General features: G+C 61.9%; 16 protein-coding genes, 1 tRNA gene and 1 pseudogene. 8 read left to right on the top strand and 10 right to left on the bottom strand.

Annotation, left to right across the window (positions count from 1 at the left end):
* Positions 1-19: 19 nt before the first annotated feature.
* Entirely contained in the window at positions 20-418 is a 399-nt protein-coding gene (locus EJ068_RS06620; protein WP_127250703.1) for a helix-turn-helix domain-containing protein, read from the bottom strand.
* A gap of 91 nt (positions 419-509) precedes the next feature.
* On the opposite strand from EJ068_RS06620, the gene EJ068_RS33135 reads away from it, so the two are divergent.
* Complete coding sequence (locus EJ068_RS33135; RefSeq protein ID WP_245463355.1) at positions 510-1,082, top strand: alcohol dehydrogenase catalytic domain-containing protein; 573 nt, start codon at positions 510-512, stop codon at positions 1,080-1,082.
* Positions 989-1,432 (top strand): zinc-binding dehydrogenase, encoded by a 444-nt coding sequence (locus tag EJ068_RS33140; protein ID WP_245463356.1) that lies wholly within the window; start codon positions 989-991, stop codon positions 1,430-1,432. The genes EJ068_RS33135 and EJ068_RS33140 overlap by 94 nt, the downstream gene beginning before the upstream one ends.
* 61 nt (positions 1,433-1,493) lie before the next feature.
* Here EJ068_RS33140 and EJ068_RS06630 read toward each other — a convergent pair whose 3' ends face one another.
* Positions 1,494-1,769, bottom strand: coding sequence for a DUF1153 domain-containing protein (locus EJ068_RS06630; RefSeq protein ID WP_006203587.1), 276 nt, complete (start codon positions 1,767-1,769; stop codon positions 1,494-1,496).
* 253 nt (positions 1,770-2,022) lie between these two features.
* Here EJ068_RS06630 and mnmA point away from each other — a divergent pair, with 253 nt between their 5' ends.
* On the top strand, positions 2,023-3,213 hold the full coding sequence (gene mnmA, locus EJ068_RS06635) for a tRNA 2-thiouridine(34) synthase MnmA (protein WP_129554499.1): 1,191 nt from the start codon (positions 2,023-2,025) through the stop codon (positions 3,211-3,213).
* A 34-nt stretch (positions 3,214-3,247) separates the two neighbouring features.
* On the opposite strand, the gene EJ068_RS06640 is transcribed toward mnmA, so the two are convergent.
* Positions 3,248-4,213, bottom strand: a complete 966-nt coding sequence (locus EJ068_RS06640; protein WP_127250701.1) for a Gfo/Idh/MocA family oxidoreductase — start codon at positions 4,211-4,213, stop codon at positions 3,248-3,250.
* A gap of 252 nt (positions 4,214-4,465) precedes the next feature.
* Here EJ068_RS06640 and EJ068_RS06645 point away from each other — a divergent pair.
* Positions 4,466-4,542, top strand: a tRNA-Met gene (locus EJ068_RS06645).
* Positions 4,543-4,939: 397 nt separating this feature from the next.
* Here EJ068_RS06645 and EJ068_RS06655 read toward each other — a convergent pair.
* Both EJ068_RS06655 and EJ068_RS06660 read right to left on the bottom strand, forming a co-directional pair.
* On the bottom strand, positions 4,940-5,452 hold the full coding sequence (locus EJ068_RS06655) for an OmpA family protein (protein WP_126081574.1): 513 nt from the start codon (positions 5,450-5,452) through the stop codon (positions 4,940-4,942).
* Positions 5,453-5,461: 9 nt separating this feature from the next.
* Positions 5,462-6,121, bottom strand: coding sequence for a L,D-transpeptidase (locus EJ068_RS06660; RefSeq protein WP_126081573.1), 660 nt, complete (start codon positions 6,119-6,121; stop codon positions 5,462-5,464).
* Between the two features lie 351 nt (positions 6,122-6,472).
* Here EJ068_RS06660 and EJ068_RS06665 point away from each other — a divergent pair, with 351 nt between their 5' ends.
* Complete coding sequence (locus EJ068_RS06665) at positions 6,473-8,506, top strand: YgiQ family radical SAM protein (RefSeq protein WP_127386007.1); 2,034 nt, start codon at positions 6,473-6,475, stop codon at positions 8,504-8,506.
* 264 nt (positions 8,507-8,770) lie between these two features.
* On the opposite strand, the gene EJ068_RS06670 is transcribed toward EJ068_RS06665, so the two are convergent.
* Both EJ068_RS06670 and EJ068_RS06675 read right to left on the bottom strand, forming a co-directional pair.
* Complete coding sequence (locus tag EJ068_RS06670; RefSeq protein ID WP_127250699.1) at positions 8,771-11,974, bottom strand: multidrug efflux RND transporter permease subunit; 3,204 nt, start codon at positions 11,972-11,974, stop codon at positions 8,771-8,773.
* Positions 11,971-13,077 carry an efflux RND transporter periplasmic adaptor subunit gene (locus EJ068_RS06675; protein WP_189342031.1) on the bottom strand — a complete coding sequence of 369 codons (1,107 nt, stop codon included), beginning with the start codon at positions 13,075-13,077 and terminating at the stop codon, positions 11,971-11,973. Before EJ068_RS06675 ends, EJ068_RS06670 begins: the two co-directional genes overlap by 4 nt.
* Positions 13,078-13,846: 769 nt before the next feature.
* Here EJ068_RS06675 and EJ068_RS06680 point away from each other — a divergent pair.
* From EJ068_RS06680 to EJ068_RS06690, 3 genes are all read left to right on the top strand, one after another.
* Positions 13,847-18,265: a GAF domain-containing protein gene (locus EJ068_RS06680; RefSeq protein WP_127250697.1), complete on the top strand. Its 4,419-nt coding sequence runs from the start codon at positions 13,847-13,849 to the stop codon at positions 18,263-18,265.
* 219 nt (positions 18,266-18,484) lie between these two features.
* Positions 18,485-18,832, top strand: a complete 348-nt coding sequence (locus EJ068_RS06685) for an Hpt domain-containing protein (protein ID WP_126081566.1) — start codon at positions 18,485-18,487, stop codon at positions 18,830-18,832.
* A 1-nt stretch (position 18,833) separates the two neighbouring features.
* Positions 18,834-20,387: a response regulator gene (locus EJ068_RS06690; RefSeq protein WP_210212039.1), complete on the top strand. Its 1,554-nt coding sequence runs from the start codon at positions 18,834-18,836 to the stop codon at positions 20,385-20,387.
* A 169-nt stretch (positions 20,388-20,556) separates the two neighbouring features.
* Here the strand turns inward: EJ068_RS06690 and EJ068_RS33800 are convergent.
* The 3 genes and pseudogenes from EJ068_RS33800 to EJ068_RS06705 form a co-directional block, all read right to left on the bottom strand.
* Positions 20,557-21,837: pseudogene (locus EJ068_RS33800) on the bottom strand (RsmB/NOP family class I SAM-dependent RNA methyltransferase).
* Positions 21,838-21,953: 116 nt separating this feature from the next.
* Entirely contained in the window at positions 21,954-22,709 is a 756-nt protein-coding gene (locus EJ068_RS06700) for an SDR family NAD(P)-dependent oxidoreductase (RefSeq protein ID WP_245463357.1), read from the bottom strand.
* A gap of 79 nt (positions 22,710-22,788) precedes the next feature.
* The gene (locus tag EJ068_RS06705) at positions 22,789-23,559 is read right to left on the bottom strand and encodes an SDR family NAD(P)-dependent oxidoreductase (RefSeq protein WP_127250694.1); all 771 of its coding nucleotides are present in this window, start codon (positions 23,557-23,559) and stop codon (positions 22,789-22,791) included.
* Positions 23,560-23,617 lie beyond the last annotated feature (58 nt).

A 23,617-nucleotide genomic window follows, 5' to 3' on the forward strand; every position in this document is an offset into this window, starting at 1 on the left:
ATCAGCCTCGCCGCCTGCTTCAGGACATGGCCATCTCGTCATGATCAGCCGATGCCCGGGCTCGTGCTTCCTTGATTTCCGGCGCATGTTCTTCGGCCCATGAGCGTATCTGGCTGAGCAGCCCCGCCAGGTTCTGGCCAAGCTCCGTGAGTTCATACTCCACGCGCGGCGGAATGACGGGAAACACCTCGCGCCGCACAAGACCGTCGCGTTCCAGCACGCGCAGCGTCTGCGTCAACATCTTGGGCGTGATGCCTTCCATCTTGCGTGCCAGCTCGCCATTGCGCAGCCGGCCGCGCCGCAGCGCGCAGACGGTAAGATAGACCCACTTGCTGGCCAGCATCTCGAGCACGGTGTGCGACGGGCAGGTGCGCCGGAACGCGTCGTAGCCGAGCGGGGAAACGTCTTCACTATCCATAGGGTGCCTATATATCAAAAAGGTGCATACTCGACAATCAGCTATTACTATCCAAAAGATAGCGGCACATCCACTTGAACAGGAGGCGTTCATGCGTGCCGTTGTCCAGACTTCCGTCGGCGCACCCGAGATCCTTTTCGTTGCCGAGCAGCCTGACCCCGCGCCCAAGCCCGGCGAAGTGCTCGTGCGCGTCAAGGCGGCGGGCATCAACCCAGTCGACGGCGCCGTGCGCGGCGGTTCCTACCCACTGCTCGGCGAGCCGCCCTTCATTCTCGGCTGGGATATTTCAGGAATCGTCGCCGCGCTCGGCGCCGGCGTGACCGCCTTCAAGGTCGGCGACGCGGTATTAGGCATGCCGCGCTTTCCCAAGCAGGCTGGAGCCTATGCCGAGCTTGCCGCAGCGCCGGCGGACGAGATCGCCGCGAAGCCTGCAGCCATCGACCACGCGCATGCCGCGGCCTTGCCGCTCGCCGGCTTGACGGACTGGCAGGGCCTCATCCGCCACGGCACCTGCAGGCGGGCCAACGCGCGCTGGTCCATGCCGGTGCAGGTGGCGTCGGCCATCTGGCGGTGCAGATCGCCAAGGCGCGCGGCGCCTATGTCATTGCCACGGCCAGCCCGGGCAAAACGGATTTCGTCCGCGCGCTCGGCGCCGACGAGGTGATCGACTACACCAAGGATGATTTCACGGGGAAAGTCGGCAATGTCGATCTGGTACTGGATCCGATCGGCGGCGACCATGCCGACCAGTCGCTGGCAGTCCTGCGTGGCGGCGTTCTGGTTTCGCTGCTCAACGTTCACGATGCCACCAGGGCGAAGGCCAGCGCGCGCGGTATCCACGTCGAGCGCATGTCCGTGCTGCCCGACCGCGATGGCCTTGTCGAGCTTGCCAGGCTGGTGGATGCAGGCAAGCTCTCGCCACATGTGGCGAAGACCTTCCCGCTCGACCAGGCGGGAGCAGCCCATGCATTTTTGACCACCCGACCAATTGGCAAGGTCGTGCTGACGGTCTGAGGTTTTACAAAAGCGAAAAGGGCGCGGAACGTCGCGCCCTTTTCGTTAATGTCTGTCCAGCCTAGTGCCGGTATTGCTGGATCCGCGTGGTGCGCAGCCCGGCAAGGCCGTATTCGTCGATCGATGCCTGCCAGGATAGAAATTCTTCGGTGGTGAGCTTGTAGCGCTGGCAGGCTTCCTCAAGGCTGAGCAGGCCGCCACGTACCGCTGCGACAACTTCCGCCTTGCGCCGGATAACCCAGCGCCGCGTGTTCGTCGGCGGCAGATCGGCGATGGTAAGAGGGCTGCCGTCGGGCCCAATAACATACTTGACTCTAGGTCTAACCAGATCGGTCATCGTACTCTCTACTAAAAACTCAAAGACCCAATCCCCGCCACAGTACCGCCACAGCTTTAAAAATTGCCTAAGCGAACCCTAATCACTAGGTAAGGATCGTGAACGCCCGGTTAGGATATCGTTTAGAATTTGAAACACCGACCTCCAGGCCCTGAATTGCCGGTAATTTCGTCCTGGGCCGCAAGCTGGCGCAGACGTGGCGCTTGACCTATATTCCGGCCATTGGCATTGAGCGCCGCACAGTGAAAGCACCATGAACAGCCTCGACCTCCCTCGCCGCCCAGAAGAAACCCGCGTTGTCGTCGCGATGTCGGGCGGTGTCGATTCGTCCGTGGTTGCGGGCATCCTGAAGCGAGAAGGCTATGACGTCGTCGGCGTGACGCTGCAGCTCTACGACCACGGCGCGGCCACCCATCGCGCCGGTTCGTGCTGCGCCGGCCAGGACATAGACGACGCCCGCCGCGTTTCCGAAACGCTCGGCATCCCGCACTATGTGCTCGACTATGAGGAGCGTTTCCGCAAGGCGGTCATCGATCCCTTTGCAGAGAGCTACGTCGCCGGCGAGACGCCGATCCCTTGCGTATCGTGCAATCAGACGGTCAAGTTCGCCGACCTCCTAGCCACCGCGCAGGATCTCGGCGCCGACGCCTTGGCCACCGGCCACTACATCCGCTCGCGCGCCAATGGCGCGCATCGCGCGCTCTACCGGCCGGTCGACGCCGACCGCGACCAGAGCTATTTCCTGTTCGCCACCACGCAGGCGCAGATCGATTATCTGCGATTTCCCCTCGGCGGCCTGTCGAAGCCGCAGGTCCGCGCCATTGCCGAGGAGATGGGGCTGACGGTCGCCGCCAAGCAGGACAGCCAGGACATCTGCTTCGTGCCGCAGGGCAAATATTCCGACATCATCGCCAAGCTGAAGCCGGCCGCCGCCAACCCAGGCGACATCGTCCATATCGATGGCCGCGTGCTCGGCCGCCACGAAGGCATCCTGCGCTACACGATCGGCCAGCGCCGCGGCATCGGCATCGCCTCTGGCGAGCCGCTCTATGTCGTCCATCTGGATGCCGACCGGGCGCGTGTCATCGTTGGCCCGCGCGAGGCGCTGGAGACGCACAAGATCTATCTGCGCGCCATGAACTGGCTTGGCGACGGGCCGCTGTCGGACGTACCGGCCGGCGGCATCGAGCTCTTCGCAAAAGTCCGCTCGACCAGGCCGCCGCGTCCGGCCGTGCTGCATCACCGCGACGGTGTGACGTCGGTCGAGCTGGCCGACGGCGAGTCCGGCATCGCGCCTGGGCAGGCCTGCGTGCTCTATTCCGACGACGGAAACGAGGCGCGGGTGTTCGGCGGCGGTTTCATCGAGCGTTCCGAGCGTGGAGCCGAGGCCGAGGCCATGCTGTCCAGGCTTGCGGCAAGGCCGGCGCAGATTCCCGCCGAGTAAGTTCTCAGTCTTATCGTCGCTGCTTCAGGACGGCTCAGACCGACGAGCCGGTGTGTATGACTGTGCCCGCGGTCAGGATGCGCAGCACCCGTATCGCTTCCTCGCCATCGGTGCGCGGCTCGGCGCGCGTCTCGATGCATTGCATGAAATGGGCGAGCTCGCGCGTCAGCGGCATGCCCTCGCCGACCGGCACGTAGGAGGGCTCGTTGGCGGTGAATGCCCACTGGCCGCTGTCCTGCCAGACCGCGTGGCGGTAGACGGCAAGCTTGCGCTCCCAGGGCTCGACGTCGTCGAACACCGCCATCGCCTTGGTGCCGACGACCGTCAGCCGCCGCTCGCGATAGGGATTGAGGCGCGATGCGAAGAGATGGCTGCGCAGGCCGTTCGGGAAGCGCATATGCAGATGCGCGAAGTCGCTGAGATTGTCGAGCAGCGCCGCGCCCTCGCCCCTCACCTCGATCGGCTCGGTGCCGGTGATGGCGAGGATCATCGACAAGTCGTGCGGCGCAAGGTCCCAGAGCGCGTCGTTCTCGGTGTGGAACTTGCCGAGACCGAGCCGGTGCGAATGGATGTAGCGCACCTCGCCGAGCTCGCCATTGTCGATCAGCCCCTTCAGCGTCTCGAAGGCCGGATGGAAGCGCAGCACATGGCCGACCATGAACACGCGGCTATTGTCCTTGGCCGCCTTCACCGCGCGCTCGGCGTCCGCGACGGTCAGCGCGATCGGCTTCTCCACCAGCACGTCCTTGCCGCTTTCGACGGCCCGCACGGCGGTGTCGGCATGGAATTGCGGCGGCAGCGCCATGACGATGGCGTCGATATCGTTTCTCTCGAACAGCCTGTCCGGCTCGATCGCCAGGCAGTCCTGCTCGCTGGCGAAACCTTCGGCGCGGGCGCGGTTGACGTCGGAAACGGCATAGAGCGCGCCAAGCGCCTTAAGGGTGCGGATATGGTTGCTGCCCCAGTATCCGCAACCGAGGACGGCGATGCGCGGCTTCATTCGTTCAAACTCTAGAATTTCATGGCCGAGACATAGCGACGTGCCCCGCCGAACTCAACCCCGGGAGATGCCCTGAGTGTCTGTCCGGCAAAGCTTTTCTGGGACGAGATTATACGGGCTGGATTATGCCGGCGTGTCGGCATCATCCAAGCTTGACAGGCTCACCCTCCCAACCTTATATCCGCGCGACCTTGGCGAACGCCTCGCGACGCCCGTTCCTTCTGGACGGTTTTCCGGGCCATTTGCCACCCTGGCGGGGTAGCTCAGTTGGTTAGAGCACGGGAATCATAATCCTGGGGTCGGGGGTTCAAGTCCCTCTCCCGCTACCATCTTCCCCCTACTCCTTGGACGCTGTGGGGAAGGCGTTGTTGCCCAAGAGTGCCGTCATCCGACCAGCGATTTCGACTTCAATGCGCCGGTTTTCGAGGATCTCGAAACACCGTAACGGTTTCGATCAGGCCACGCATTGCCTCTGCACATCCGGAATCGCCAGGAAGCAATGCCCTTGGCACGCCCGGTCCAAAGTTGGTTCAGTTGCCCCTCGTAGCGGGCGAGCACCGCAGGGTGCAGCACGATCGGTCGCAGCGGGTACCCGATCCAACCCTGCCAAAATGCTCTTGCGCTCTTCGTTCAGCGTTGTTGATTGCGGTCCCAGCACGGTTGGGTCGCCATGGCCCTTCGCAATGGCGTTGACCAGCCGCTCCCATCTTCTGAGACACTCCCCCTCTACGGCTCGTCCCTCTCATCGCGCAAATTAGACACAACGCGGCGGTTCTGCGACCTGCAGGCGGCGTCAGGGCAGTCGCGGACGAGCCTGTCCTTGCCGTAACCCTTGGCCCACATGCGACTACGGTCTATGCCGCCGGCGGCGAGGTAGTCCATCACTGCATCGGCGCGCTGCTGCGACAGCGCCGTTTCGTTTGCGCCGGGATCGTCGGCGAAACCCTGCAGCTTGAGCAGCCAGCGCGGATACTTTGCCAACCAGGCGATCTGGGTGTCGAGGGTGGTCTTGGCGACAGAATCGAGCGCGGCCGAACCTTTCGTGAAATAGGTGCGGCGGCCGACATTAAGGATAAAATCCTCCTCGCTGCCCGGCTGCACGTTCTGGAAGGCGGCAATCTCGGCGTTGGTGACGTCGGGCGTGGAAGGGGCCAGCGTGTTGCTGGTCGAGCAGGATGCGGTCAGCACCAGCAGGCTGGCGGCGAGCAGCCGGCGGGTGTTTTCAATCATGCGGTCCATGAGGCGCCATCATTCGACAGAGGTGGAAGCGGGCGCCTGGTCGGCGATGTGCGGCAGGACTTCCACCGCGGTGCCGATCGGGCACCGCTGGTAAAGGTCGATTATGTCTTCCGGGAACATGCGGATGCAGCCGCTGGAAGCGTCGGTGCCGATGCTCCATGGCTCCAGCGTACCGTGCAGGCGGTAGCCGATGTCGGCGCCGTCGCGGTACAGATAGAGCGCGCGTGGCCCGAGCGGATTGTTGGACGCGCCGCCTGCGATCATGTCCGGCAGTTCCGGCCTGCGCTTACGCATTTCGGGCGGCGGGACCCATTGCGGCCATAGCGCGCGGCGCTCGATCGTCGCGCGACCGTACCATTTGAAGCCTTCCTTGCCGACGCCGACGCCGTAGCGGATGGCGGTCTTGTTTTCCATGATGAGGTAGAGGAAGTGGTGGCGGGTATCGACCACGACGGTGCCGACCGGCTCGCTGCTGAAATACTTGACGATCTGGCGATGCCATCTCTTGTCTATCTTGGCGAAGTTGGTCTTTCGATAGACGAAATTGTTGTCGATGGCGGTGCCGGCGAAAAAGGATTTCGCGGTCGCGGCTTGAACAATATTGCCGGTTGCACCGACCGCGACCAGCGCCAGGCCGCCGATCACGACACCCCTGCGTGATAGAACCATCGGCAATCCCCCATGCCTTAAGCCTAGCAAGACCATAGTTGAGAACTATTTCGCCTCAAAGTGGAAAATGCTGCAGTTTGCCGTGGAGCACGACTGCCTCCAGTGGTGGCAGGCACCAGCTTCTCCAATGCCCGTGGTAATTGGCCTGGTTGTGCTGATGGGCGTGGTAACCAAGACCTCCATTCTCTTGGTGGAATTACGCGCTCCTGCTGCGGCGCCCGGGCCTTTCGGGTTTTGAGGCCCTGCTCGACGCAAGCCATAAGCGGGCGCGCTCCATCGTCCCAATGCATTTCCGGAGCCCAAGATCGAGCTTAATTGAATTCGCCTTGGCGGCGGCCTATACGTCGGCCGATGGAAACCATAGCCAGCGCCCAAAAGAACATCGTTCCGTTGTCCGGCAGCAAGCCTCATGCCGGGAAGGCTGCGCCGTTCCTGCCGATGAGCCGCGCCGAGATGGCGGCGCTCGGCTGGGATGAATGCGACATCGTGCTGGTCACCGGCGATGCCTATGTCGATCATCCGAGCTTCGGCATGGCGATCATCGGCCGTCTGCTCGAATCCCAGGGGTTTCGGGTCGGTATAATCTCGCAGCCCGACTGGCAGTCGGCCGAGCCGTTCAAGGCGCTGGGCAGGCCAAGGCTGTTCTTCGGCGTCACCGGCGGCAACCTCGATTCCATGGTCAACCGCTATACGTCGGATCGCAAGCTGCGCCATGACGACGCCTATACGGCGGGCGGCGAGGGCGGCAAGCGGCCGGACCGCTGCACGATCGTCTATACGCAGCGCTGCCGCGAGGCCTACAAGGACGTGCCTATCGTGCTGGGCGGCATCGAAGCCTCGCTGCGCCGCATCGCCCACTACGACTACTGGTCCGACAAGGTGCGCCGCTCGATCCTGGCCGACGCCAAGGCCGACCTGTTGATCTACGGCAATGCCGAGCGCGCCGTCGTCGAGGTGGCGAACCGGCTCGCCGCCGGCGACACGCCACGCCAACTCGACGCCATCAGGGGCGTCGCCCTGTTTCGCCGCGTGCTCGGGCATTTTACGGAACTCCATGCCGACGATCTCGATTCCGCCGACGAAGGCGCCAGCCGCAAGCCCGGCGATATCGTGATCCGGCTGCCATCGTTCGAGCAGGTCGAGGGCGATCGCGATGCCTATGCCCGCGCCTCGCGCGTGCTGCACCGCGAGGCCAATCCCGGCAATGCCCGCCCGCTCGTCCAGCGCCATGGCGACCGCGACCTGTGGCTCAATCCGCCGCCCATCCCGCTGACCTCCGAGGAGATGGACGCCGTCTACGACCTGCCCTATGCACGCGCGCCGCACCCGTCCTATGGCGACGCCAAGATCCCCGCCTGGGACATGATCAAGTTCTCGGTGACGGTGATGCGCGGCTGCTTCGGTGGCTGCACGTTCTGCTCGATCACCGAGCACGAAGGCCGCATCATCCAGAACCGCTCCGAGGGCTCGATCCTGCGCGAGATCGAGAAGATCCGCGACAAGACCCCGGGCTTCACCGGCGTGATCTCCGATATCGGCGGGCCGACCGCCAACATGTACCGGATGGCCTGCAAGGACCCCAAGATCGAGGCGGCCTGCCGCCTGCCGTCCTGCGTGTTTCCCGACATCTGCCCCAACCTCAACACCTCGCATGACGACCTGATCCGGCTCTACCGCAAGGTCCGCGAGGTCAAGGGCGTCAAGAAGGTGATGGTCGCCTCCGGCGTGCGTTACGACCTGGCCGTCAAGAGCCCCGAATATGTCAAGGAACTGGTGACCCACCACGTCGGCGGCTACCTCAAGATCGCGCCAGAGCACACTGAGCGCGGGCCGCTCGACAAGATGATGAAGCCCGGCATCGGCACCTATGACCGCTTCAAGGAGATGTTCGACGCAGCCGCCAAGGAAGCCGGCAAGAAATACTACCTCATTCCATATTTCATCGCCGCCCATCCCGGCACGACCGACGAGGACATGCTGCAGCTGGCGCTCTGGCTGAAGAAGAACCGCTACCGCGCCGACCAGGTGCAGACCTTCCTGCCTTCGCCCATGGCGACCGCGACGGCCATGTACCACACCGGCGTCAACACGCTGAAGGGCGTGCGGCGCGGCGCGACCGACAAGGTCGAGACCGTTCGCGGCGGGCGGCAACGCCGGCTGCACAAGGCATTCCTGCGTTACCACGACCCCGACAATTGGCCACTGCTGCGCGATGCCCTGAAGGAGATGGGCCGCGCCGACCTGATCGGTCCCCGCCCCGACCAGCTCGTGCCTGCCCACCAGCCGCCCGGCACCGGCAAGGCCGCCGCCACGAAGCGCCCCGTGCGCTCGATCGGCAGAGGACAGCGATTCACCACCAAGGGCGTGCCCTTTCCAAAGAAGTGAGCCGTAACGCTCATCAGCATAGCTGATTTGCCGGGTGGCGATCCGAGCCACAAGCAGATCCGATTTCGCAGGCAGCTTGGCGCCCCAATGCAGTCGTTTGAGAACGACTCGGCGAATGACCGTTATGGGGTTCAAGCGTCTCTCGTAACGGCAGCGACACCAGCCGTCGAGGTTGGGCCGACATTAGTTCGGACAATCGCCAACCTCGCCTCGACAGGAAGGAAGAAACGTCGCCGTTCGCGCGGTCGCGGCGAATTCGTAACCCTACTCGGCGGGCGTCTCCGATGGCGTCTCTGCCGGCCCCGAAGGCTCGGCTTCGGCACGGGGGTTGCGCCCTGAAAACAGCGACCTGAGCGTGACGTAGAACACCGGCGTCAGGAACAGGCCGACGAAGGTGACGCCGAGCATGCCGGAGAACACCGCGGTGCCGAGCGATTGGCGCATTTCTGCGCCCGGGCCCGTTGCGATCATCAGCGGCACGACGCCGAGGATGAACGCGAAGGCGGTCATCAGGATCGGCCGCAGCCTGAGCCGGCAGGCTTCGACGGCAGCCTCTGCGACCGACAGGCCCCGTTCCTGCGCCTGCCGCGCGAATTCGACGATCAGGATCGCGTTCTTGGCGGCAAGCCCGATCAACACGATGAGGCCGATCTGCACGAGGATGTTGTTGTCCAGCCCTCGGAAAGTCACGCCGAGCAACGCCGCGAGCACGCCGAGCGGCACCACCAGCACAATGGCGAACGGCAGCACCCAGCTTTCATATTGCGCCGCCAGCGCCAGGAAGACGAACAGCACCGACAGTCCGAAGATATAGACTGCGGCATTGCCGGTGTTGCGTTCCTGATAGGCGAGCTCGGTCCATTCGTAGGAGGTACCGGCCGGCAACGTCTTTGCCGTGATCCCTTCCATCAATGCCAGCGCGTCGCCCGTGGAAACGCCGGGCGCGGCGTTGCCCTGCAGCGGCACCGAGACGTACATGTTGTAGCGCTGGACCAGCGCCGGGCCGGTGACGTCGCGGATCTCGATCAACGTGCCGAGCGGAACCAGCGCGCCGGTCGCCGAGCGAACCTTCAGCTTCAAGATGTCGGCGCGATCGAGGCGGAAGGCCTGGTCGGCCTGCGCCCGCACCTGGTAGACGCGCCCGAAAGCGTTGAAGTCGTTGACATAAGCAGTGCCCAGATTGATCGACAGAGTCTCGAAGATGTTGGGGATCGGCACGTTCAGGATGCGCGCCTTGTCGCGATCGATCGCAAGGAAGAATTGCGGGCTCGACGCGGAGAAGGTGGTGAACACGCCCATCAGCCCCGGCGTCTTGTTGGCCTTGCCGGCGATTTCGTAGGCAAGCGCCAGGATCTGCCGCATGTCGGCGCTGTTGCGCTCCTGGATCTGCAGCTTGAAGCCGCCGGCATTGCCGACGCCGCGAATAGGCGGCGGCGGCAGTGCTATGATGAAGGCTTCCTTGATGCTTTGCAGGCTGCCGAACAGATTGCCGATGACCCTGGTCGCCGACTGGCCGGCTTTCAGCCTCTCATCAAACGGCTTGAACCTGGCGAAGATGACGCCCTGGTTGCTGGCGTTGGTGAAGGTCGCGCCGGAGAAGCCGGCGAACGCGACTGCGTAGTCGACGCCTGGGGTTTTCTGGATGATTTGCGACGCCTGCTGGATGACCGCATCGGTCCTCGACAGCGAGGCGCCGTCGGGCAACTGGACGACGACGATCGCATAGCCCTGGTCGAGCGACGGAATGAAACCGCGCGGCACCGTCTGCACCATGTAGACCGTGGCGTAGATCAGGGCCGCGAAAACGGCCAGCATGGCGGTGATCGCTATCCGCGAGCCGACCAGCACGCGAATGATGCTGGAATACCAATGGGCGACCCTGTCGAAGCCGCGATTGAAGCCGTCGGCGAGCGCCCGTCCGAACCGCGCCGGGAAAAAGCGCGGCGCCGCCGCCGCGGCATGGTGCGGCTTGAACAGCAGTGCGGCCAGAGCTGGCGAAAGCGTCAGCGAATTGAATGCCGATATCGCCGTCGAGACCGCGATGGTAATCGCAAACTGCAGGTAGAACTGCCCGGAAATGCCGGGGATGAAGGCTGTCGGCACGAACACGGCTATCAGCACCAGCGAGATCGCGATGATGGCCGTTCCGACTTCGTTCATTGTGAGGTGCGACGCCGGATTGGGCGCCAGCCCACTGGCAATATTGCGCTCGACGTTCTCGACCACGACGATCGCATCATCGACGACGATGCCGATCGCCAGAACGAGGCCGAACAGCGTCAGCATGTTGAGCGAGAAGCCGGCGGCGTAAAGCACCGCCAGGGTGCCGATCAGCGACACGGGGATCGCCACGATCGGCACGATCGCCATGCGCCACGACTGCAGGAAGACGATGATGACGATGATGACGAGCAACATCGCCTCGAGGATCGTCTTGTAGACCTCCTGGATCGACTCGGCGACGAACTCGGTCGGATTGTAGACGATGTCGTAGTTCAACCCCTTCGGAAAGTCGCGGGAAAGCTCCTTCATCTTGTCCTGGATCTCCGCGGCCGCGGCGAGCGCATTGGTGCCCGGCCGCTGGAAGATGGCGAGCGCGACCGCCGGTTTGCCGTTAAGATAGGAGTTGGTGACGTAATCCTTGGCTCCGAGTTCGATGCGCGCCACGTCCTGCAGCGCGATCAGGCGCCCGTCGTCGGTCGATTTGACGATCACGTATCGGAAGTCGCGGGCGTCGTTGAAGCGGCCTTGCGTGGTGACCGTGTACTGGAACGCCGTGCCGGTGCCCGTCGGCGGCGCGCCGATCGAGCCACCCGACACTTGGACGTTCTGATCACGCAGCGCCTGCACCACATCGCCCGAGGTCATTCCCAGGGCGGACAGTTTTTCCGGATCAAGCCAGATGCGCAGCGAATATTCGCGTTCGCCGAAGATGATAAGGTCGCCGACGCCGTCTAACCTGAGCAGTATGTCGCGCACCCGCGAGCGGGCGTAGTTCGAGACGTAGAGCTGGTCGTAGGTATTGTCGGGCGACAGCATGTGCACGACCATCATCAGGTCGGGCGAGCTCTTGGTGGTGGTGATGCCGAGGCGGCGGACCTCTTCGGGCAGGCGCGGCTCGGCGACCGACACGCGGTTCTGCACAAGCACCTGCGCCTTGTCGAGATCGGTGCCCAGCTTGAAGGTGATGGTCAGCGCCATCGACCCGTCGCCCGACGAATAGGATGACATGTAGAGCATGCCCTCGACGCCATTGATCTCCTGCTCGATCGGCGTTGCCACCGTCGCTGCGACCGTCTGGGCGTCGGCGCCCGGATACTGCGCGCGAACGACGATGGTCGGCGGCGCGATCTCGGGATATTGCGCGACCGGCAGCTGGGTATAAGCAATACCGCCGAGGATCAGCAGGACGATCGAAACGACCGATGCGAAGATTGGACGGTCGACGAAGAAATGCGCGAACCTCATTGCTGCAACCCGGCGGTTTCGACCTTGGGCGGCAACGTCACCATCTCGACCTTCACCTTGGTGCCGGGCCTTGCGTGCATCAGCCCGTTGACGATGATCGTCTCGGCGCCGGTCAGGCCCGAGCGGATCACCCGGTAGCCGTCGAGAAGCGGTCCGGTGCGCACGGGCTTCGCCGACACCATTCCGGCCTCGTCCACCAGCAACACGATGCGACGATCCTGATCGGCGCCGATCGCCTCGTCAGGCACCAGCACGCCGCTATGCGGCAGCGACCCCGGCACGTTGATGCGCCCGAACATGCCTGGCTGGAGAACGCCGTCGGGGTTGGGAAACGTCGCACGAACCCGCATTGTGCCGGTCGCGTTGTCGATCCGGTTCTCGGCAAAATCGAGCTTGCCCTTGACCACCGCCTCCGCGCGGTCGGCGACCTGAATCTGCACATCGAGCCCGCCGGCGCCTTCCTGCATGCTGCCGCCACGCGCCATCGCGTCGCGGGCGTAGCTGAAATACAGACGCTCATCGACGTCGAAATAGAAGTCGATCGGGTCGCGCGTGACGATGGTCGTCAGCAAGGTGGAATCCGGCTGCACGAGGTTGCCGACCGATACCAGCCGGCGGTCGATGCGGCCGGACAACGGCGCCTTGATCTCAGTGAATTCCATGTTCAGGCTGGCCGTCGTCAGCGCAGCCGTCGCGCCCTGCATCTGCGCCTGCGCCGCAAGGTATTCCCGCCGGCGGTCGTCGACCGTGGCGGGCGAGATGTTGCCGGTCTTGGCAAGTTCGTTGGCGCGATCCAGTTGCATCTTGGTGAATTCGAGCAGGCTCTTGGCGACATCCACTTGCGATTTGGCGGCATCATAAGCGGCCTGGTACGGACGCTGGTCGATGGTGAAGAGCAGGTCGCCCTTGTTGACCAGTGCGCCGTCCTGGAAGCTGACCTTGTCCAGATAGCCGCTGACGCGCGAACGGATGGCAACCTGGTCGACGGCTTCGAAACGCCCGACGAACTCGTCGTCCTCGATGATGTCACGCACCACCGGCTTGGCCGCCGTCACCACGGGCAGCTGCTGGTCCTGCGCAAACGCAGTGCTGCTGAAAGCCATGCCGAGCAGGAATGCCGCCGACGCGGTGGCGCAGGCAAGCCAGCCGGCCGATCGACGGGGTCGCTCGCCCACGTCGCAACGCAATTGCCCATTGCCTGTGATATCCATTTGCGTCCCCCTCGCTGGACCCGGAGGTCGGTTGATCCGCTTCTACGCTCAGGCTTTTTCGTCGAGACCCGAGCACTGCAATATTGTGCACGGCACATGATCATTTTCCATATGGGCTGAAATGTCCATCCTGTGGCTGCCTCGCCACCGGGCTAGGCCTAGTCGCAATCTAAAGGAATCAGGATTCCTTTGACACACACCGTCAAGCCAAACTCGCCACGCTCGTCACCCGCCTTCAGCCACGCACCCCTGATGACCGATTGGTAGGAGCGTATCACGGCTGAAAGCGTCAAGAGGCAGGTGCTGGCGCAAGGCGGCCGACGCGGCGCCGCGGTTGTTTTTCCGGCAACGGCAAGCGACGTCGTTGCGGCCAAGATGGGGGCACCAGCGGAATGGCATCTTTCTCGCTAGGTCGTCCCAGAACCGGACCGTCCGCTTCCGGCCCCAAAGACGCCATGGCAGCTTTGCGCTCATCTCGGCCGCTGGAGGGAATTTTGCCGCCGCCTGGAAGCAGACATGGAAGCCGAGCCGCGGAGCTTGTCCCAAGGCCACGCCTCGCCGGTCTGTCAATCGGGCGCCTGTCGTGCAACACTACTTACTAATATACGGGTGGGAAGCATTCCGCTGAAGCCGGCGGAAGGCCCTTTGGGGAGAAGCCAATATGCAGGGCTCGGTGGGAAGCGATCTTGCAAGTCGCCTGGCATCCGCAGATCGCCGTATTGCCGAACTGGAAAATAATTATGCTGACGCGGCAATCGAGCTTGATCGACTTTCCGCCGAAAACAAGCGCCTGATTCAACTCGCCGAGGAGCGCGCGAAGGAATTGGCCATCCTCAACAGCGTCGGTGAAGCGATGGCAAAGACGCTGAATGTCAAGACGGTGACCCGCATCGTGGGCGATCAGGTACGTGAAATATTTGGGGCGGATATAACCGAAATTTTGTTGCACGACGAGGCCTCTGATCTCATCACCGTCCCGTATTCATTTTACCGCGAGTACCAGGACGTCGCGCCTTTCACTTTGGGCGCGGGGCTGACCTCCAAGGTCATCCTCTCTGGAAAACCACTGGTTCTCGGGACGTCTGAACAGTCCATTGAGTTCGGTGCGATCTTCCTCAGCGAAGCGGAGCGGTCAGAATCGTATATCGGCGTACCAATCATCGCCGGTGGCAGAACCCTGGGCGTTGTCAGTGTTCAAAGCTACGAAAAGAATGCCTTTGGCGAAGATCATTTGCGCCTGCTGCAAGGCTTGTCATCAAGCATGGGCGTTGCGATTGCCAATGCACGCCTTTTCGACGAAACGCAGCGGCTGCTGAAAGTATCTGAGGACCGCGCAAAGGAACTGGCCATTCTCAACAGCGTCGGCGAAGCAATGGCGAAGACGCTGAACGTCAAGACCGTCACACGCATCGTCGGTGATAAGGTGCGCGAAATATTCGGAACGGACGTCACCGAAATCCTCCTGCGTGATGAGGAGTCTGACCTAATCACCGTACCCTATGCATTTTACAAGGGCTATCAGGACCCCGAACCATTTGCGATGGGCGAAGGGCTGACCTCAAAGGTCATACTGTCAGGCAAACCATTGGTATTGGGTACGACTGAGCAACACGTTGCTCCGGGTGCACTTATACCTACAGAGGAAGACAGGACCGAATCCTACCTAGGTGTGCCAATCATCGCTGGCGACAGGACTTTGGGTGTCGTCAGCGTCCAGAGCTACGAGAAGAATGTCTTCAATGAAGATCATGTGCGTCTGTTGCAGGGGCTTTCATCCAGCATGGGCGTCGCTATCTCTAACGCCCACCTGTTCGACGAGACCCAGCGCCTATTGAAAATGATGGAGGCTCGTAATGCTGAACTGGCCTTCGTGAATGGCGTTCAGGAAGTGCTCGTCTCCAATTTGGAAATGCAGGAGATATATGACCAGATCGGCGACCAGATTCATGAGATTTTCGATGCCCAGGTGGTGGATATCGGACTGTTCGATCCCGACGACAACCTTCTGCATTTTCCTTATACGATTGAGCGGAACGTTCGCTTCCCCGATTTACCGATGCCGCTCATTGGTTTTCGGAAACATGTCATGGATACGGGGCAGCCATTGCTGCTCAATGATGCTGTCACTGCGTCCGAGAAATACGGCAACCCCGTGCTGCAGGGTGAGGCAGCTAAGTCGGGGCTGTTCGTACCGTTGATCATCGGAGGACAGGCAAAGGGCGTCATTTCCCTGCAAAACCTCGATCACGAGCACGCCTTCAATGAATCGGACGTGAATCTGCTCACCACGATTGGTAATGCGACGTCTATTGCAGTTGAAAAGGCGAGGCTGTTCACCGAGACCAGGCGCTTGCTGAAGGTAACCGAGGACCGCGCGGCAGAACTCGCTATTCTCAATAGCGTTGGCGAGGCTATGACACAGTCACTAGACCTGGATACAGTAATTCGTCTTGTAGGCGATAAGGTGCGGGAGGCCTTCGGGACCGAGGTCAGTGAAATTCTGCTGCATGACAGCGAATCCGGTTTGATCCATGTGCCTTATGCATACTTCAGGCAATATAGAGTTATTGATCCATTTCCGTTTGGCGTGGGTGTAGCGTCCAAAATCATAGATACAGGGCGCCCGTTAGTCTTCAAGACTCTCGAGGGAGGAAAAGAGCTTGGTGCATTCTTTCCAGACGAAAAGGACAGGACCGCATCTTACATAGGTGTTCCCATCAAGTCTGGTGAAAGAACGCTGGGGGTTATCAGTGTACAAAGCTACCGGGAGAATGCGTTTGACGAAAATCACGTACGCCTCCTGCAGACGGTTGCCTCCAACATGGTGGTCGCCATAGCCAATGCGCGCCTGTTTAACGAAACGCAGCGTCTGCTGAGAGTGACAGAAGCTCGCGCTGCCGAGCTCGGCGCCATCAGTATGGTCAGCCAGGCGCTGATAGCGGAATCCGAACTCGAAAGCACGATCCAGCTGATCGGCAATCAGATGCAGGAAATCTTCGATGCCGATATCGTCTACGTCGCTCTGCTCCATCCGGAAACTAAGCTAATCCATTTCCCCTATCAGTTTGGCGAGGCCTTCACCACGCTCACGCTCGGCGAGGGACTGACGAGCAAGATCATACAGACCGGCGAGCCGCTGCTCATCAATCAGGATGTGGCGAAAAGGGGGGCTCAGATCGGGGCCACCCCCGTCGGCAAGAATGCCTTGTCCTACCTCGGCGTTCCGATCAAAACGGCCCAAGGAACGCTTGGCGTTATCAGTGTTCAGAGCACCACGCGGGAGGGCATTTTTACCGATGACTCGCTCCGCTTGCTTTCCACCATTGCCGCCAATGCGGGCTCTGCCCTGCACAACGCGCAACTATTCACTGAGCTCAAACAGTTGTCCCTGGCTCTCCAGCAGGCAAAGGAGGCGGCCGAGGCGGCAAATGAGGCGAAGAGTTCGTTTCTGGCGACGATGAGCCACGAGATTCGTACGCCAATGAACGGCGTGATCGGAATGAGCAACTTGCTCCTGGCGACAAAACTAGATGACGAGCAGCGGGAAATTGGAGAGACAATTAACAACAGCGCCGAGGCCCTGCTCACCATCATCAATGACATACTCGATTTCTCCAAGGTCGAGGCGGGCAAGATCGATCTCGATCCCCGGCAGTTCGAATTGCGCGATTGCCTGGAAAGTGCGATCGATCTAATAGCTCCGAGAACGGCCGAAAAAGGGCTCGATCTGAGCTATTTGATCGAGCCCGGTACGCCGGAGGCGGTAATTGCCGACAGTAGTCGGCTTCGCCAAGTGCTGATCAACCTCCTTAATAACGCGGTCAAATTCACTGAGCGGGGAGAGATCGTCCTTTCGGTGATGACGATCGCGCCCGCAGCCACAAGCCATGGTTCAAACGAGGACGGCGAGGGGAAGATTTGCACGCTCCAATTTTCGGTTCGCGACACCGGCATCGGTATCCCCGGCGACCGGATGGACCGGCTCTTCAAATCCTTCAGCCAGGTCGACGCTTCTACGACCAGGCGCTATGGCGGAACCGGACTTGGCTTGGCCATCAGCAGGCGTCTGGTAGAGTTGATGGGCGGCGAGATCTGGGTCGACAGCGCGGAAGGAAAAGGCACCACTTTCTTCTTCACGATTCGCGCGCCCGTGGCATCGCGCCAATTAGCAAACGCCCCGACGGCTACCGTCGGACTGGCAGGCAAGCGGTTGCTGGTCGTGGACGACAACGCAACCAACCGCCGCATCATGGCCCTGCAGGCGCAGTCATGGAATATGGTCGCGTCGGCGAGCGAACACCCGCGCGACGCACTGCGAAGGCTTGAAGCAGGGGAAGTCTTCGATGTCATCGTTCTCGACATGAACATGCCTGACATGGATGGCATCGAACTCGCTAGAAAAATCCGCGCGCTCGAAAGCATGGAAGGCGTTCCGCTGGTGCTACTTAGTTCCATGGTGCCAATGTCGGAGGACAGGAAAAAGGAAATTGAAAGTCTGCGGTTTGCGGCCGCGCTATCCAAGCCGATCAAGCCTTCTCCATTGCTCAATACGTTGCTGTCGATCTTCGTTGGAACGCCGGCTCGCTCCACCCGAGCCGATCAACCGAAGGCTCCCGCTTTTGACGGTTCGATGGCGAACACGTTTCCACTGCAGATTCTTTTGGTCGACGACAATGCCACCAACCGCAAGCTTGGCTCTAAGGTGCTCGAGCGCTTGGGATATAAGCCGGACCTGGCAATCGACGGCCAGTCGGCGATCGCTGCCTACAGCCAGGGCAGCCATGACGTTATCCTAATGGATATCGAAATGCCTGACATGGATGGGCTCGAAGCGACAAGATTGATCCGCCGTATCAATGCCGAACCCGTGCATCGACCATTCATCATTGCCCTGACCGCCAACGCGATGGCGGGTGATCGCGAGAGATACCTGAATGCTGGAATGGACGATTATCTGAGCAAACCGTTGCGTGTCGAAGATCTTATAGCCTCCCTGAACAAGGCCGTCGTGAATTTGGGTGAAGGTTCGCGGGGTGCAGCGGGTGAATTTGAAGATGCCAGCGCGCCCGGTCGTGCCTAGGTGGAACAGCGGCGTCGGAGTAATCGAGATTAGCGTCGCGGCAGCATCGCCGGGAATAGGGATCTCGCTAATTTAGCATTGGTGCGATAATCTGTCTTTTCAACGCGATGGAACTCTGAAAGAAGGGGAGCAGAGAGTTCGACTTCGCTCGTTTTTGCCAGCGCCGGCAGATGTTTTGTCGCTGGTTTTGGTTCGAAGAAGCATACATCGGGGAATGTTGTGGCGATCGACAGAGGGGCGCTGGACAAGCTGCGTGAGCTTGTCGGTGGCGAGGAAGCCGACCTTCTGGAGCTTGTGGAGTCCTTCTTGGAGGAAGGGCCATCCATCATGCAGGGCATGTGGTCGTCATGTCAGGCCTCCGACCACGCTGCCGTCCGACGGGCTGCCCACTCCCTGAAATCGAATGCGCGGGATATGGGTGCGACTGATCTCAGCCAGATCTGCGCCGGGGTGGAGGCGCGGTGCGCAAGCGGCGAACCCGCAAGTCTTGCCGAGATCGGCGATGCACAGCGTGCCTTCGACGTCGCCAGCAGCGAGCTTCGAGCAATCTTCAACCTGGGGAATTAGCGTGAGCAACCCTGGCCGAATTCTCATCGTCGACGACTCTCGGACCATAAGGATCAAGCTCAAAAAATCGGTGGAGGCTCTCGGCCATGAAGCCGAGGCTGTAGAGAACGGGCGAGCGGCTCTCGATCTGCTCGCAATTGAAAATTTCGATCTTGTTCTTCTCGATATCATGATGCCGGTGATGGACGGCTTCGAGGTGCTGACGAGCCTCAAGAGCTCGCCCCGGACCCGGGATGTGCCGGTGATTGTGATTTCCGGGCTCGACGATGAGATGAGCAGCGTCGTGAAGGCGATTGAATTGGGCGCCGAGGATTTCTTGCCCAAGGATTTCGAGCTGGCGCTTCTCAAGGCGCGGATTTCCACGTGCATCGAGAAAAAGCGACTGCGTGACGTAGAGAAGGAATATCTGCGTCAGGTAGCCAAGTTGACGAAAGCGGCCGCGACCCTGGAAAGTGGGAGGTTCAACCCTTCGAAGCTGGGCATCCGCGATGTGGCAGCCCGAACCGATGGTCTGGGCAAGCTCGCCAGTGTGTTCGCAACGATGGCCCAAAAGGTTTACGAGCGCGAACGCAAAATGCGGCAAAATATCCGCACATTCCGCGGAGCCTTGCTGCTGTTGGCCTGCGGAGGACTGTGGGGCCTTGTCGTCCCGCTGTCGAAAATGGCTTCGCTCGTTGAAGCTCACCCGATTGGACTAGCGATCCTTATTGACCTCATCGGAGCTGCGTTCTGCCTCGGGATTAGCCTCAAGCGCAGGACCATGCCGAGGCTGTCTGCTCTCACGCGCTCGGATTGGCGGTTCGTTATCATCCTCGCGTTCATCAGCTCGGTGGTCAATCAGGTGCTGGTCTATTGGCTGGCAAGCAAGCTTCCGGCCTTTATCGTCTCCATCGTCATCGTACTTGAAGGGTTCGCCGTATTCCTGTTCGCGGCCTTGATGCGGACCGAAGCGCCGAGCATGAAACGGTTCTTGGGGCTTGGACTGGGTCTCGTCGGCATCGTCATCATCCTTTTCTTTGGCGAGCCGGGGGAAATGAACACGAATTGGTTGTGGCTTGCCATCGCGCTTGTGATCCCGGTCACTTATGCCACTGAGGATATCTATCTTTCGGAGTTCAAACCCGCTGCCGTCGACAGCGTCGCCATGTTCGGCATGGTCCTGGTTGCTTCGCTTTTGATGCTGATTCCGCTCGCGGCCTTTTATGGGGATTTCATACCGGTTGGTTTGTTGACCGGAAGGCTTGGCATCATTGTCATTTTGATGGCAGTTGCCGGCAATCTGGCCATGCTGCTCTTCATTGCGCTGATCTCCAGCACAGGTGCTGTGTTCGCAAGCCAGAACGCCTACGCCGTAACCGCGGCCGGTATAGGGTGGAGCATGTTGCTGCTGGGCGAAGCGATACCGGCGCTCACCTGGGTTTCGTTAGCGCTGATCGTGGTAGGCCTGCTGATGGTCGAACCGAAGCAGGAAGCTGAAGAAGAACCGCCACCGCTTGACGATGCGACAGAGGAAATCGTGCCGAAGCTCGACCTTGTGCCACTGCCAACGGAGTGAACAGAGCCCGAGGCAGGTCTGCCTACCTGAAGCCAAGCAGAGCATGGCTCCGATGCTGATGGCGTGGTGCGCCGAATGGAACGTCGGTTTCCCGGCTCGCCAGTCCGAACGCTGCCGGACTGCTCTCGGCCCCATTCGGGTCATTCAAAAAAATGGATCGCGCGAATGGCTATGGGCGCCCACCTGGGAGCGCACCTTCTCGCTGCATGACTGCGGCAAAGAAGCCGTCGGTATCGTTGCGCGCGGGCGTCAGCGACAGATAGTCCGGATGAGATGAGTTCGTCAGTTGCGGCGCGGCCTCGTGAAGCGGCACCACACGAAAACCGGGATGTGCCGCCAGGAACGCTACCACCTGTTCCTCATTCTCCTCGGACAGCATGGAGCATGTCGCGTAGACCAGCCGTCCACCGGGCTTCACCAGACGCGCCGCGCTCGCCAGAATCCGGGCCTGCAGCGACACGAGATTGTCCAGACCCTGTTCCTCCTGCGCGCGCCAGCGTGCATCGGGGTTGCGTCGCCAGGTACCGGTGCCGCTGCATGGCGCGTCCACCAGCACGCGATCGAAACCACCTTTGTGGCGCTTGATTCACCGATCCGTTTCGCCGGCCAGGAGCCGTGTCTCGATATTGTGCAATCCTGCCTGCCGGAAGCGCTCGGCGCCGCGCTTCAAACGGCCTTCCAGGACTTCGCAGGCGACAACATGGCCCTTGTTGTTCATCTGCACGGCGATCGCCAGCGTCTTGCCGCCGGCTCCGGCGCAGAAATCGACCACGCGCTCGCCCGGCCGGGCATCGACCAGCATGGCGACAAGCTGCGAGCCCTCATCCTGGATCTCGACCTCACCGGTCCTGAGCATCAGCAGGCTCGCCAGCGAGGGGCGTTCATGCACACGAATGCCGTAAGGAGCGATGGCAGATGGCTGCGCCCGCAAGCCGAGATCCTTCAGCGCGTTGAGCATGGCCTCGCGCGTCGACTTGATCGGGTTGACGCGCAGATCAAGGAGCGGCGGCGCCAGAAGCGCGGACATCTCCTGGCCGAACGCTTCCCCGAAACGGCGCCGCAGGGGATCGGCCGCCCAGGACGGGCATTCAAGGCGCACCTCTTCCGGCATGCCGGGATGGTCGATCGTGCCTCCCCGCAATTTGACCAGCAGCGCGTGCTCGTGATCCGTCAGGATGGCAGGCGCGAATTTCGCCCCGTTGAACAGGCGCTTGATCTGATCGGCCGTCTCGCCTTCCTTCAGCGTGAGCCACGCGAGCAGGCGGTTGCGGGGCCTATCCTCGCGCCCATGCCTGGCCAGCCACCAACCAAGCCGTGCATGGTGTCGCAGAAGCGCATAAAGCAACTTCGAAATCTGGCCACGGTCCCTGTCGCCGATATAGCGCCGAGCCCGAAACCACGCCGAGACGACAGCATCCGCGGGACGCGCGACGCTATCGACTTCATCCATAAGTTCGATTGTGGCTTGCAGGCGGGCGGCAGGGGTCACGGAACGGCGATCAGGCTGAAAAAACGCCTATATAGGCGACAGTGCCGCTCCTGACCATCGTTCGCGCATCCCAGCGCTCATCCCTTGCGTTCCTGCAGGATGTTGCCGCCGTCGACGACGAGAACGGCGCCGTTGACATAGCTGGCTCCGTCCGACGCCAGGAACAGCACGGCGGCGGCGACTTCCTCGGGACTGCCCGCGCGCCCGAGCGGCGTGTTGCGGGCAGCGGCGAGTTCCTCCGGCGTCGATGCGCCGGTCGTGATCCAGCCCGGCGCCACGGCGTTGACCGTGACACCGCTGCGGCCAACCTCCAGGGCGAGCGCGTGCGTCAGCCCGACCATGCCGGCCTTCGCCGCCGAATAGGCGGCCTCGCCTTCATTGGAGACGTAAGGTCCGGTCACCGAAGCCATGTTGACCACGCGCCCATGGCAGCGCTGCACCATGCCGGCCAGGAATCCGCGCGTGCTCAGGAACGCGGTTTTGAGGCTGACGTCGATGCCGCGGTCCCAATCGCTTTCGCTGAGGTCGAGAAACCGCCGCTGCAACGCCGGCTGCGCGACCGCGCCCATCCCGGCATTGTTGACGAGGACGTCGATTTCGCCGGCCTGCGAGCACAAGCGCTCGACATCGCCCGAAACCGTCAGGTCGGCCACAACGGCGCTTATATCGAGCCCCTCCGCCCGCAGTTCCCCGGCCCGCTGTTCGACGCGCGCGGACGAAGCGGTGATGACGACCGAAAGGCCGGCCTCGCCCAGCGCACGCGCGACCGCTACGCCGATGCCGTCGGCGGCGCCCGCGCCGGTCACCAGCGCCCTGCGGGATTTGCGGAACACGATCATTTCCTCTCCACGATTGGAATGCCGGCATGTCGACGCGGGCAATCATGCCCGCGATGAAACTGCCCAGGCTTTTTCAATAGCCGGCGCTGACGCCGAAATCGATCGACAGCGCGGCCCCGGTGATCGGCGCCGCGCCCGGCTGGCAGAGGTAGTGGATGAAGGATGCGATCTCTTCCACCTGAATGAACCTTGCTTTGCCCCCTTGCGGATAGTGCCCGAGAAGCCGGCGCTTGTAGCCGTCGGGATCGTCCCCGCCATAGGTCCTGGCCTGATATTCGATCATCGGCGTTGCCGTATCGCCGGGGCAAACGGCGTTGACCCTGATGCCTCGCGGGGCGAGTTCCAGCGCGAGTGCCTTGGTCAGCAGAACCAGCCCGCCCTTCGAGGCGCAATAGACGGCCGCCCCATTGTTGCCGACGAGCCCGGCGTCGGACGCAATGTTGACGATCACGCCTTGCGCCGCCGCCAGATGCGGGACAGCCGCCGAGATCAGGAAGAACGCTCCCTTGAGATTGACGTCCAGCACAAGGTCCCACTGATCTTCCTCGACCCCGCTCGCCGGCCCCTCGAGCCAGACGCCGGCGGCGTTGACCAGGATGTCCATGCCGCCGCCCCAGTTCCTGGCCTTGGCCACCACGTCGCGGCAGGCAGCGACGGAGCGGATGTCGAGCGGCAAACCCACCGCATCCGCCCCGGTCGCGACAATCTTGGCCACGGCTGCGTCGAGCTTGGGACCGGGAAGGTCGGCGAGCGCGATCCGCTCACCGTCGGCCGCGAGGCGCAGTCCGGTCGCAAGCCCCATGCCCCCGGCGCCACCGGCGATCAGAACCGTCCTGCCAGCCATTTGACAACCTCCACGCCACGCAGCGCCCGGCAAGGCACACAATGTCCCTAGATCATGT

This window comes from Mesorhizobium sp. M2A.F.Ca.ET.043.02.1.1, assembly GCF_003952405.1.
Classification (GTDB): domain Bacteria; phylum Pseudomonadota; class Alphaproteobacteria; order Rhizobiales; family Rhizobiaceae; genus Mesorhizobium.